The 12,199-nt window shown below is 62.4% G+C and carries 12 protein-coding genes and 1 other RNA gene; 11 read left to right on the top strand and 2 right to left on the bottom strand.

Annotated elements, in window-relative coordinates:
• Positions 1-53 precede the first annotated feature (53 nt).
• The 5 genes from CBW66_RS20075 to CBW66_RS20095 all read left to right on the top strand — a co-directional run bounded on the left by CBW66_RS20075 (position 54) and on the right by CBW66_RS20095 (position 4,481).
• Positions 54-554, top strand: a complete 501-nt coding sequence (locus tag CBW66_RS20075; RefSeq protein ID WP_253249971.1) for a type IV pilin protein — start codon at positions 54-56, stop codon at positions 552-554.
• A gap of 48 nt (positions 555-602) precedes the next feature.
• On the top strand, positions 603-1,133 hold the full coding sequence (locus CBW66_RS20080; RefSeq protein ID WP_086139750.1) for a GspH/FimT family protein: 531 nt from the start codon (positions 603-605) through the stop codon (positions 1,131-1,133).
• 82 nt (positions 1,134-1,215) lie between these two features.
• On the top strand, positions 1,216-2,316 hold the full coding sequence (gene ribD / locus CBW66_RS20085; protein ID WP_086139751.1) for a bifunctional diaminohydroxyphosphoribosylaminopyrimidine deaminase/5-amino-6-(5-phosphoribosylamino)uracil reductase RibD: 1,101 nt from the start codon (positions 1,216-1,218) through the stop codon (positions 2,314-2,316).
• Positions 2,317-2,344: 28 nt separating this feature from the next.
• Positions 2,345-2,980, top strand: a complete 636-nt coding sequence (locus CBW66_RS20090; protein WP_070219574.1) for a riboflavin synthase — start codon at positions 2,345-2,347, stop codon at positions 2,978-2,980.
• A 97-nt stretch (positions 2,981-3,077) separates the two neighbouring features.
• The gene (locus CBW66_RS20095) at positions 3,078-4,481 is read left to right on the top strand and encodes a hypothetical protein (protein WP_086139752.1); all 1,404 of its coding nucleotides are present in this window, start codon (positions 3,078-3,080) and stop codon (positions 4,479-4,481) included.
• Here CBW66_RS20095 and CBW66_RS20100 read toward each other — a convergent pair.
• A complete protein-coding gene (locus tag CBW66_RS20100; RefSeq protein WP_034759136.1) occupies positions 4,478-4,903 on the bottom strand; it encodes an OsmC family protein in 426 nt (141 codons plus the stop codon). The two genes, CBW66_RS20095 and CBW66_RS20100, sit on opposite strands and share 4 nt — an antisense overlap.
• Positions 4,904-5,209: 306 nt before the next feature.
• On the opposite strand from CBW66_RS20100, the gene ribBA reads away from it, so the two are divergent.
• The 3 genes from ribBA to nusB all read left to right on the top strand — a co-directional run bounded on the left by ribBA (position 5,210) and on the right by nusB (position 7,533).
• Positions 5,210-6,325, top strand: coding sequence for a bifunctional 3,4-dihydroxy-2-butanone-4-phosphate synthase/GTP cyclohydrolase II (gene ribBA, locus CBW66_RS20105; RefSeq protein WP_086139764.1), 1,116 nt, complete (start codon positions 5,210-5,212; stop codon positions 6,323-6,325).
• Positions 6,326-6,391: 66 nt separating this feature from the next.
• On the top strand, positions 6,392-6,874 hold the full coding sequence (gene ribH / locus CBW66_RS20110; RefSeq protein WP_034786791.1) for a 6,7-dimethyl-8-ribityllumazine synthase: 483 nt from the start codon (positions 6,392-6,394) through the stop codon (positions 6,872-6,874).
• A gap of 188 nt (positions 6,875-7,062) precedes the next feature.
• On the top strand, positions 7,063-7,533 hold the full coding sequence (nusB, locus tag CBW66_RS20115) for a transcription antitermination factor NusB (protein WP_086139753.1): 471 nt from the start codon (positions 7,063-7,065) through the stop codon (positions 7,531-7,533).
• A gap of 120 nt (positions 7,534-7,653) precedes the next feature.
• Here nusB and CBW66_RS20120 read toward each other — a convergent pair whose 3' ends face one another.
• On the bottom strand, positions 7,654-8,463 hold the full coding sequence (locus CBW66_RS20120; protein WP_230492159.1) for a lytic transglycosylase domain-containing protein: 810 nt from the start codon (positions 8,461-8,463) through the stop codon (positions 7,654-7,656).
• A gap of 586 nt (positions 8,464-9,049) precedes the next feature.
• Between CBW66_RS20120 and ubiD the strand changes: the two genes are divergently transcribed.
• The 3 genes from ubiD to dnaX all read left to right on the top strand — a co-directional run.
• A complete protein-coding gene (gene ubiD / locus CBW66_RS20125) occupies positions 9,050-10,534 on the top strand; it encodes a 4-hydroxy-3-polyprenylbenzoate decarboxylase (RefSeq protein WP_086139755.1) in 1,485 nt (494 codons plus the stop codon).
• A gap of 131 nt (positions 10,535-10,665) precedes the next feature.
• Positions 10,666-10,764, top strand: an RNA gene (gene ffs / locus CBW66_RS20130) — signal recognition particle sRNA small type.
• A gap of 238 nt (positions 10,765-11,002) precedes the next feature.
• Positions 11,003-12,199: DNA polymerase III subunit gamma/tau (gene dnaX / locus CBW66_RS20135; protein WP_139842791.1), on the top strand; the 1,197-nt coding region annotated here is incomplete at its 3' end.

Consider the following 12,199-nt stretch of genomic DNA (forward strand, 5'->3'; position numbering starts at 1 on the left):
ATGGCATGCGCATCGTATCGGCTAGCGCTTTTTGGGGGAAGAGGGGAGGTCCCATGGAAGTGGCAAGGCGGAATTGGGCCGCCGCAAACGGTGGCGCTTCTACTGCCAACGCGCCGGGCTTCAGCTTGATCGAATTGCTGTCAGCCTTGGCGATCATGAGCCTGCTGCTGGCGCTGGCCATACCTGCCTATCACGGCCATGTCGTGCGCGCCAAGCGGGTGCAGGGGCAGGCGGCCCTGCTGCGGCTGATGCAGCAGCAGGAGCGCTATTACTCGCAAAACAACCGCTATCTGGCGTTTTCCTCGGCCTCGCCGGCGCCGCAGGCGCAAGCGTTTCCATGGTGGTCGGGCGAAGGGGGCGCGGCCGGCAGTGCGTATGAAATCGAGGCGCTGGCCTGTCCCGGCTTGGCGATCGGGCAATGCGTGCTGTTGCGCGCCACGCCGGGCACATCCAAGGTCGATGCGCAGTTCCAGGATGCCGATTGCGGCGTGCTGTCCTTGAGCAGCACGGGCCAGCGCGGCAGCAGCGGGCCCGCCAGCCATTGCTGGCTCTAGGCCATGCGCAAGTGGCCAAAGTGGACCGGGCCCGTCTTTGGGCACACCATGCTCGAATTGCTGGCCGTGCTGGCGATTGCCGCGTTGCTGGCGGCGGCCGCCCTGCCAAATGTGCAGCACTTGCTGGCGCGCCAGCAGGTGCGCGCGGCGGCCATGGACTTGGTCTCGGCGATCGAATTGACGCGGGCGCAGGCGATGGCGCGCGGACAGCGCGTGCTGCTGATGCCGGCCGGGCCCGGCGGCACGGATTGGCGCACGGGCTGGCTGGTCTTTATCGACCGTAATGCCAGCCTGGCGTTCGACGACGGCGACGAATTGCTGTTCCGCCAGGGGCCGCTGCCGGCCGGCATCACGGCCCAGTTTGCATTCTCGTCGGCCACGGCGCCGTTTTATATCGCCTACAATGGCGCGGGACGCAGTTGCAGCGCGACCAATAGCGTGGCGGCGCGCTGGGGTACCTTGTCCCTGGCTTTGGGAAAGCAGGTGCGCCATATTAAAATCAATATGCTGGGCAGGGTGCGCGTGTGCGACCCGCAGCAGCAGGCGGTCAATTGCAGCGGCGTGGCCGACAGTTCGTAGCAAGACTTGCCACTTAACATTTAACACTTGGCACTTACCAACTTGGCACTTACCAATAACTCACCTTCAAATAAAGAAGCCCGTGGAAATACTCAACGATATCGATGGCATGCGCCTGGCGCTGGAATGGGCGGCGCGCGGTTTATACACGACCTCGCCCAATCCCCGCATCGGCTGCGTGATCGTCCGGGATGGCCAGGTGATCGGCGCTGGCGTGACGCAGGCGGCCGGGCAGGATCATGCCGAGGTGCAAGCGCTGGCGAATGCGGCGGCGCGCGGCAGCGACGTGCGCGGCGCCACCGCCTATGTCACCCTGGAACCGTGCAACCACCATGGCCGCACGCCGCCATGCTCCGATGCGCTCGTGCGCGCGGGGCTGGGGCGCGTCGTGGCCGCCATGACGGATCCGAACCCGCTGGTGGCGGGGCAGGGGCTGGCCAAGCTGGAAGCGGCCGGCATCGCCGTCACCACGGGCGTGCTGGCCGACGAGGCGTATGAAATGAATATCGGCTTCTTTTCGCGCATGCAGCGCGGCAAGCCGTGGGTGCGCATGAAAACGGCCGCCAGCCTGGATGGCATGACGGCCTTGCACAATGGGCAAAGCCAGTGGATCACGGGGCCGCAGGCGCGTGCCGACGGCCACGCGTGGCGCGCGCGCGCCTGCGCCATCCTGACGGGCATCGGCACGGTCAAGGCGGACGACCCGCAATTGACCGTGCGCGCCGTCGAGACGCCGCGCCAGCCGCGCCGCATCGTCGTCGACAGCCGGCTCGACATCAGCCTCGAAGCGCGCATCTTGCAAGGCGGCGGCACCTGGATCGTGGCGGCCGCGGCCAACCCGGAAAAGGAAGCGCAGTTGCAGGCGCTGGGTGCGGAAGTCATCCTGTTGCCGAACGCGGCCGGCAAGGTCGACCTGGCCGCGCTGATGCTGGAACTGGGGCGCCGGCAAATCAATGAAGTCCATGTCGAGGCCGGCTCCAAACTGAACGGCTCGCTGATCCGCGAAGGCTGCGTCGACGAGCTGCTGCTCTACCTGGCGCCCACCTTGCTGGGCGACGCGCAAGGCATGTTTGCCTTGCCGGCATTGACGGATATCAAACAGCAGCGGACCTTGCAATTTCACCAGGTTCAGCAAGTGGGCGAAGATTTGCGTATCCTTGCAAGATTCGCCCAGCGCAATTAATACTTTTATACTTTTATAGGGTTAGTTCATGTTTACAGGAATTGTTGCCGCCATTGGCAAGATTGAAACCGTGCAAGCACTCGAAGGCGGCCTCGACGCAGGCGTGCGCCTGACCATCCACGCGGGCGGCTTGCCGCTGGCCGACGTGGCCCTCGGCGATTCCATCGCCATCAATGGCGCCTGTATGACGGTGGTGGAAAAGTCGGACACGGGTTTTGCCGTCGATGTCTCGCGCGAAAGCCTCAATTGCACCGTGGGCCTCGATACGACGACGGAAGTGAACCTGGAAAAAGCCCTGACCCTGGCCGAGCGCCTGGGCGGCCACCTGGTGTCCGGTCACGTCGACGGCCTGGGCATCGTGCGCAAGTTCGAAGCCGTGGGCGAATCGTGGGAACTGGTGATCGAAGCGCCGCACGAACTGGCGAAATATCTGGCTTTCAAGGGTTCCGTCGTCGTCAATGGCGTATCGCTGACCGTCAACCGCGTGGAAGACCTGGGCGCGGGCGCCGTCAACGGCTGCCGCTTCTCGATCAATTTGATTCCCCACACCATTGCCATGACGACTCTGAAACACTTGACGGTCGATGGCAAGGTCAACCTGGAAATCGACCTGATCGCCCGCTATGTCGAGCGCATGTTGTCGCTGGACAAGGCCGCCGCCTGATACAAGAACACCGCAACACACCCTTCGCCTTGCCAAGCGTGTGTTGCTTTTCTTGCAGACGCGCATACTATGAAGCTTTCCGCAGTGGAGGCTAGCCATGGACCCGATTTCGCGCGCAACCGTGCCCAACACCATCCCGGCCACGTCCCGCGTGGATCAGACGGCGCCGCTGGCGCCCGCGCTGCCCCTGCCGCCTTCCAGCGCGGCGGCGGCCCTTGCCGCTTTGTCATCGACCCAGGTCGACATCTCCCCGCTGGGCCAGTTCCTCTCCGGCGTGGCCTTGTCGCGCCGGCAACTGCTGGCCTTGCAGGGCGCCACGGACGAGGCCAGGGCGGCCAATACGCCCGTGAATGTCAATGACGACTTGCTGGCGCTGGCGCGGCAGCTGACGGAATCGTTCGCCCAGCTGCAAACGAGCGGCATCGACGCGAGCCAGCTGGCGACGGCCGGCGACACGCCGGGCAGCCTGGCGCAACGCTACGATCTGTTGTCTGGCGACGGCACGACGGATACGGCGGCCGCGCTGGCGCAGGACGGCAGCCTGCTCACGCAGGCGGGCCTGGCCCGCATCGGCATCGACTTGCGCAATGAAGATGTCGATCCCATCACTTTGCAGGCCGCGTATGCGGCCGACAGCAATGCCACCCTGGATGCCTTGCAGCAGGGAACGGACGTGCTGGCACAGGTGGGCGCCGTGCTGGCCCAGCAGCAGGGCGCGCCGCTGGCCGCCGTGGTCGAAGCGGATTTGACGGGCGGCGCACTGCCGGCCAGCGCCGTGCAGGCCGCGCAGCCGCAGGCCATCGACGAGACACCGCCGCAAACGGCCGCGATTGCACAGCGACAATTGGAATTGCAGCAGCAACTGGAAACGGAAGAACTGAACCTGGATTTGCAGGAATTGCGGCCCCCGTCGACGGCGCAAGCCGCCGCCGATGCGGCGCAATTGCCGCAGGCGCAGCGGACAGACAGCCAGCGCGTGGATGCACTGCGCCTTGACACTGAACGCCTCGACAGCGAACGTATTAATACCAGTCAGCAGGCGCAGCAGCAGGACGCTGCACGGGTGGACGAGCTGCGCCAGGGGCAAGTGCGGCAGCAGGGCTTGCAGCAGCAGGCGCAAGCGGCGGCCGACGATGCGGTGCGGGCGCAGTTGGCCGCCAGCGATGCGCAAATGGCGGCCCAGGCGGCCAGCGAACGGGCGCAGTCGCTGGCGCGCGCCGCGAAGGGACAAGCCGATGCGGGACTGGCGACGGCGCAAGCCCAGCTGGCCCAGCAAAATGCGCAGGCGCAAGAGCTGGCCGCGCAAGCGGCGGGCATGGCCGTGCCGCCACCGTCATCGCAAGACCCGTCCGTGGCGGCGGCCATCGCGGCGTATAACCTGAACAATGCAGCCCTGAATCCCGGCTTGATGAACCGGCCATTGCCGGCCAGCGACTCGCGCCTGCCGCTGGTGGCGCCGGTGGCCCCCGTGGAACCCGTCAAGCCCGTGACGAAAATCTAGGGCAGCAGGGTGGCGTCGAGGGTAATGTTGGCTTTAAGCAGCTTCGATACGGGGCAGCCGGCCTTGGCCTTGCCCGTCAATTCCTCGAACTTCGCCTGGTCGGCGCCCGGTATCTTCGCTTTCAGGATCAGGTGGACGGCCGTGATGGCAAAACCGTCGTCCACCTTGTCCAGGGTGACTTCGGCCGTCGTTTCCATCTTTTCCGCCGTCAGGCCCGCTTCGCCGAGGATCAGCGACAGGGCCATGGTGAAGCAGCCCGCGTGGGCGGCGCCGATCAATTCCTCGGGATTCGTGCCGGGCTTGCCCTCGAAGCGGCTGGCAAAGCCGTAGGGATATTCCTGCAAGGCGCCGCTGCGCGTGCTGATGGCGCCCTTGCCGTCCTTGATGCCGCCTGACCAGATGGCCGATCCGTTGGTTTTCATGTTGCCGCTCCTGTGTGGGGTGTCGCTGCGAATGGGTGTCAGCGCCGTGGCGGTGACTGGTTGATCTTATGCTCTTTGCAAGGCCGGCGGCGCGCGCCTTGCCGCCGCCGCGTGCGCGGGATCGCGGAATCGGCGCTGTGCGGGGCCGGCCGCGGCGCCCATGCCGCAAACCTGTCTTATTTCAGGCCTGCAAGCGCTAAATCCTTTAAAATAGCGGGTTATAAGAAAATTCCCGGAAATTCCCGGAAATTCGCGGAATATTCGCACGCGATGTTTCAGTTTTTAGTCTCACTAAGAGGATCAATGATGTCTATATCCAGCACCGAAGAGATCGTCGCTGAATTGCGCGCCGGCCGCATGGTGATACTGGTCGATGAAGAAGACCGGGAAAATGAAGGCGATCTGGTGCTTGCCGCCGATTTCGTGACGCCTGAAGCCATCAATTTCATGATCACGCATGCGCGTGGCCTGGTCTGCCTGACCCTGACGGAAGAGCGTTGCGACGAGCTGAACCTGTCGATGATGACGTCGCGCAATGGTACCGCGTATGGCACCAACTTTACCGTGTCCATCGAAGCGGCCGAAGGCGTGACGACGGGCATTTCCGCCGCAGACCGCGCCAAGACCATCGAGGTGGCCGTTGCCAAGGGCACGCAGCCCAGCGATATCGTCCAGCCTGGCCATATCTTCCCCCTGAAAGCGCAAAAAGGCGGCGTGCTGATGCGCGCAGGCCATACGGAAGCCGGTTGCGACCTGACGGCCATGGCCGGCCTGACGCCCGCCTCCGTGATTTGCGAAATCATGAAGGACGACGGCACCATGGCGCGCCTGCCGGACTTGCTGGTGTTTGCCGAGCAGCATGGCCTGAAGATCGGCACGATTGCCGACCTGATTCATTACCGCAGCCAGACCGAGTCCCTGGTCGAGCGCGTTGCCGAGCGTACCCTGCACACGGCGCACGGCGAATTCCGTTTGATCGCCTTCCGCGACAAGCCCAGCGCCTCGGCTCACCTGGCCCTCGTGCACGGCGACCTGGCCCCCGGCCTGGAAGCGCTGGTGCGCGTGCACCAGCCCGTTTCTTTGCTGGATGTGCTGGAAAGCGAAGCGACTACCCACTCGTGGACGGTGGCTGCCTCGATGGCCGCCATCAAGCAGTCCGAGCGGGGCGTGATGGTCTTGCTGAACTGCGGCGAGACATCGAGCGAGCTGTTTGCCCAGTTCGCCGCGCTCGATACGCCGCAAGCCAAGCCGAAAGGCCGCGCCGCCAGCATGGACCTGCGCAGCTACGGCATCGGCGCGCAAATCCTGCGCGACCTGGGCGTATCCAAGATGCAATTGCTGGCCAGCCCCCGCAAGATGCCGTCGATGGTCGGTTTCGACCTGGAAGTCACCGGTTTTCAATGCCATCCTGGCCAGCAGTAATTCATTGACCGTATCCAGCGGCCCGGCGCGCGGCGCCGCCGCTGACCACTTATAAAGAGGCTTATGATGAGCGTAGGAACTTATGAAACCAATTTTGCCGGCGAAGGTTTGCGCGTCGGTATCGTCCAGGCACGATTCAATGAAATCGTCGGTGGTGGCTTGCTGTCGGCATGCCTGGAAGAGTTGAGCAAGCTGGGCGTGGCCGATGAAGATATCCTGCACGTGACCGTGCCGGGCGCCCTGGAAATCCCACTGATTCTGCAAAAAATGGCGGAAACCGAGCAATTCGACGCCTTGATCGCACTGGGCGCCGTGATTCGCGGTGAAACCTACCATTTCGAGCTGGTATCGAACGAATCGGGCGCGGGCATCACGCGCGTCGGTCTCGATTACGGCATCCCCATCGCCAACGCAGTGTTGACGACGGAAAACGACGAGCAGGCGGAAGTGCGCATGCTGGTCAAGGGAGCGGAAGCGGCACGCGTGGCAGTGGAAATGGCTAATTTAGCGCAAGCGCTAGAAGAGTTGCAGGACACCGACGAAGACTAAGCGCGTGTGATAAGAATGCCATGGCTGCGTTGCAAGGCCTCGCCGTACTTTCGTACTGTCTTCGGCCTCGCGCCTTGCCCTGACATCCTTCTCACGCACGCTTGAATTACGGCTGCGCTGCCTAAAAGTGCGCCGTGGTGTCTCGTCGGAATTTGTAGTGAACACGTACTTAAGAACAGGTAACAATCATGACTGAGAAAAATTTGCTCGCCAATCCCAGCAAAAACCGCACGCCGCGTCACCGCGCGCGCGAGTTTGCGCTGCAGGGCTTGTACCAGTGGCTGCTGAACAATGAGGACGCGACCACCGTCGTGAACAATATTCGCGCGGCCCACGGCTTCGACAAGGCCGATGGCGATCATTTCACGGTGCTGCTGTACGGCGCCATCAAGGATTCGCTGGCACTGCGCGACAGCATGGCGCCCTTGATCGACCGTAATATCGCGGAACTGTCGCCCATCGAACACGGCATCCTGCTGATCGGCGCGTTCGAGCTGAAGAACAACATGGAAATCCCGTACCGCGTCGTCATCAACGAAGCGGTCGAGCTGGCCAAGTCGTTTGGCGGTATCGACGGTCACAAATATGTGAACGGCGTGCTGGACAAGCTGGCGGTGAAATTGCGCGAGGAAGAAGTCAACGCCAGCAAGCGCAAGTAATAGAGCAGGAGATCCTGCGGTTGATGCCGCAGGGTAATAAAAAAGCCACCGGCACTTGCGTGCGGTGGCTTTTTTACTGGGCGCTGCTTTTCGGATGCCCCTGTGAGGGCTTTTAAAGGGTCACAGGCCGGCGATCTCGTTGTGCGGCAGCACTTTGATGGTGATGCCGCTTTCCGGCGCAGGCGCCTTGGCTGGCGCTGGCGTGTTCGATGCCATTACCGGCGTGCTGGTCGGCACGCGCTGGCCGGCCGATACTTGCTTCAGGCGGCGGTATTCGGCCAGCACGCGCGAGCCGTAGCCCGAGTCGGTGGCGAAGTTGGCGGCGCCGACATAGGTTTTCAAGCCCGCTTCGACGGAACCGCCGCGCGTGACGTAGTCTTTCAGGATCAGCGAGCCGACGCGGATGTTGGCGACGGGATTCAGGGCTGCCTGCACGCCGCCCATTTCCTGGAAGCGCTCATGGTGTACTTTCGACATGACTTGCATCAGGCCTTGCGCGCCGACGGGGCTTTCCGCGAACGGGTTCAAGCCCGATTCGATGGCCATCACGGCCAGGATCAGCAGCGGGTCCAGCTTGATTTCGCGGGCCGTCAGGTATGCCGTCGAGACGAGCATATTGGTCGCATCGTTGGCCACGCGGTAGCGCTTGGAGAGCCAGTTGGTGACCCATTGCTGCTGCTTTTGCGTGCCCAGCAAGGCTTTTTCTTCCTTGGTCAAAGGTGCTTCGCTGGAGGCGGCCGTTTGCACGGATGCCGGCGCTTCCATCAGTGCCGACAGGGCCGGCGCTTCAACGGCTTGCGCTTCTGCCATCGGCAGCGGGAACAGGCTGTGCGTCAGTTGCTTGCCCAGGTCCGGGCGGAACATCAGCAGGGCGATCAGTGCCAGGGCGGAAATGCCGAAGACTGTCAGTGTGTGTTGCGCGGTGGTCAAAACACCACGTGCCGAAATGGCTTGTGCGCGGGCGCGCAAACGCGCCAACGCTGGCTGGCCAGCCACGGTTGAAGCAGGCAATGCCGCTTCAGTGCTACGATGAGTCATAGAGTTCCCCGAAATGTCGCGTCAACAGGCAGTCCCTCCGCGGTGTCGCGGTGTTGTGGGTACTGCCAATGCCGTGCATCAGAAATATCATCGTTTCCGCCGCGTATGGATGCGTGCGAGAAACGCCGTCATTGCTTGCTTGAGCTGATCGGTCCCATGCTGGTATTGGATCAGTCGCAATACAACTTTTACCGGGGGTAAGGCAGACGCCTTTTGAAAACACTCCTTAAAATGTCATGTGGAGCCCCGACTCCGTGAATGAAAGAGAAACGCTAAAATCAAGCTCTGGGCCGGCGTGCTCTTTCAAGTTGGGCGAATTGTAGAAGCCGTTTTATATCAAGTCAATACTAACGAATCGTTTCTTTATTACTTTTATGTCTTACTTTTTGACTTGCATTGTGCCAAAAGCCAATAAAATCAATTACTTGGCATAGATCCTTCAGCAACGGCGTCCGACGTCAAAAAAAATTAAAAACACATGAAATATTCAGATTTACGAGATTTTATTTCTCAACTGCAACAAATGGGTGAACTTAAGCCCATTTCGACCCCCATTTCACCGATTTTAGAGATGACGGAAGTGTGCGACCGCACCTTGCGCGCGGGCGGGCCGGCCTTGCTGTTCAACCATCCCACGGGACACACCATGCCGGTGCTGGGCAATCTGTTCGGCACCACGCGCCGCGTGGCGCTGGGCATGGGCGCGGAAGACGTCAGCGAGCTGCGCAAGATCGGCCATGTGCTGGCGCGCCTGAAGGAGCCGGAACCGCCGAAGGATTTCAAGGATCTGCTGGGTCTCGGTTCGCTGGTGAAATCCGTGTGGGACATGTCGCCGAAGGAATTGCGCGGCGCGAAGTGCCAGGAAATCGTCTGGGAAGGCAATGACGTCGACCTGGCGCGCCTGCCGATCCAGCATTGCTGGCCCGGCGACGTCGCTCCCCTGATCACCTGGGGCCTGGTGATCACCAAGGGCCCGAACAAGAAACGGCAAAACCTGGGCATCTACCGCCAGCAAGTGCTGGGGCGCAACAAGGTCATCATGCGCTGGCTGGCCCATCGGGGCGGCGCGCTGGACTTCCGCGAGCATGCGATCCAGAGCAAGGGCAAGCCGTATCCGATCGCCGTCGCGCTCGGCGCCGATCCCGCTACTATATTAGGGGCCGTCACGCCGGTGCCGGACAGCCTGTCCGAATACCAGTTCGCCGGCTTGCTGCGCGGCAGCCGCACGGAACTGGTGAAAGCCATCGGCAGCGAGTTGCGCGTGCCCGCGTCGGCCGAGATCGTGCTCGAAGGCCATATCTACCCGGACGAAAACCATCCGAGCGGCTACGAGCACGCGCTGGAAGGGCCGTATGGCGACCACACGGGCTACTATAATGAGCAGGATAGTTTCCCTGTGTTTACCATCGACCGCATCACCATGCGCCGCGACCCGATCTACCACTCCACGTACACGGGCAAACCGCCGGATGAGCCGGCCGTGCTGGGCCTGGCCCTGAACGAAGTGTTCGTGCCGCTGCTGCAAAAGCAGTTCAGCGAAATCACCGATTTCTATCTGCCGCCCGAAGGCTGCAGCTACCGCATGGCCGTGGTGCAGATCAAGAAACAGTACGCGGGCCACGCCAAGCGCGTGATGTTCGGCGTGTGGAGCTTCTTGCGCCAGTTCATGTATACCAAGTTCATCGTCGTCGTCGACGAAGACGTGAATATCCGCGACTGGAAAGAAGTCATCTGGGCCATCACCACGCGGGTCGACCCCATCCGCGACACCACCCTGGTCGACAACACGCCGATCGACTACCTGGACTTTGCCTCGCCGGTCAGCGGCCTGGGCAGCAAGATGGGCATCGACGCGACGAATAAATGGCCGGGCGAAACGACGCGCGAGTGGGGCACGACGATCGCCATGACGCCGGAAGTGAAGGCGAAAGTGGATGGGATCTGGCAAGAGCTGGGCTTGTAGAGCGGCTGGGGTCAGACCCTCAACACCGCTAACAAAAAGGTCATTGCCAACTCAACCGGGGGTCTGACCCCGGATTTTGGCATTGACACGGCAATTTCCCAATCTTGCGCAGACCGGTTATAATTGTCCCCGGCGGGCCCCTGCGCATCGTGGCATGGCTAACCTGGTCAGGTCGGGAACGAAGCAGCCACGGCTATTAACCATGAGTGCCGCAGATCAGGCTCGCCTCCTTCGGGAATGTTTTATCAGGATCAACAATCAAGCTGCCATGGGCAGCTTTTTTGCTTTTACGGCCGCGTTTTCTTGCTGGGTCGCGGCATTGCCGGGCTTGCCGTGTTTTCCATATTTCCAGCTGGCCATGTTATACAATTGCTGCTTTGCCGCGTTTGCCAGGTTTGCCTGGCCCGGCCATGAGGCTTGCGCCCGCCGCGCAGGATCACCCGCAAAATCGCATGGTAAAATCTCAGCATGTCCTATCAAGTCCTCGCCCGTAAATACCGCCCCAAGAATTTCGAGACGCTCGTCGGCCAGGAGCACGTCGTGCGCGCGCTCACGCATGCCTTGCACAGCGGCCGCTTGCATCACGCCTACCTGTTCACGGGTACGCGCGGCGTCGGCAAGACGACCCTGTCGCGCATCCTGGCCAAATCGCTCAATTGCATCGGCCCCGACGGCACGGGCGGCATCACGGCCCAGCCTTGCGGCGTATGCGAAGCGTGCACGGCAATCGATGCGGGACGCTTTGTCGACTATATAGAGATGGATGCGGCGTCGAACCGCGGCGTCGATGAAATGGCGCAACTGCTCGAGCAAGCCGTGTATGCCCCAAGCAATGCGCGCTTCAAGGTCTATATGATCGATGAGGTGCACATGCTGACGAACCACGCGTTCAATTCCATGTTGAAGACGCTGGAAGAGCCGCCCGAGCACGTCAAGTTCATCCTGGCCACGACGGACCCGCAAAAGATTCCCGTGACCGTGCTGTCGCGCTGCCTGCAGTTCAACCTCAAGCAGATGCCGCCCGGCCACATCATCAGCCACCTGGACAATATCCTGGGGCAAGAGGGCATCGCTTTCGAACAGCCGGCCTTGCGCCTGCTGGCCCAGGGCGCCCACGGCTCCATGCGCGACGCGCTGTCGCTGACGGACCAGGCCATCGCCTACGCGGCCGGCGAAGTCACGCTCGATGCCGTGCAAGGCATGCTGGGCGCGCTCGACCAATCGTACCTGGTGCGCCTGCTCGACGCCCTGGCGCAGCAGGATGGCGCGGATCTCCTGGCCGTGGCCGACGAGATGGCTTCGCGCAGCCTGTCGTATAACGGCGCCCTGCAAGACCTGGGCACCTTGCTGCACCGCATTGCGCTGGCGCAAACCGTGCCTGCCGCCTTGCCGCAGGACTTGCCCGAATACGCGGACATCGTGCGCCTGGCCGGCGCGTTTGACGCGGAAGAAGTGCAGCTGTTTTACCAGATCGCCGTGCATGGCCGCAATGAACTGGGCCTGGCGCCCGATGAATACGCGGGCTTTACCATGACCTTGCTGCGCATGCTGGCCTTTCGGCCCGGCATAGGCGGCGCCGAAGGCGTGCCGGCTGCTGCACCGGCTGCTGCCCCTGGCAACCGTCCCGCCGCCGTCGCCGCCGCGCGCGCCGCCGCTGGCGCATCC

Source organism: Janthinobacterium sp. GW456P (genome assembly GCF_002127655.1).
In the GTDB taxonomy this organism is placed as follows: Bacteria; Pseudomonadota; Gammaproteobacteria; order Burkholderiales; family Burkholderiaceae_D; genus Janthinobacterium.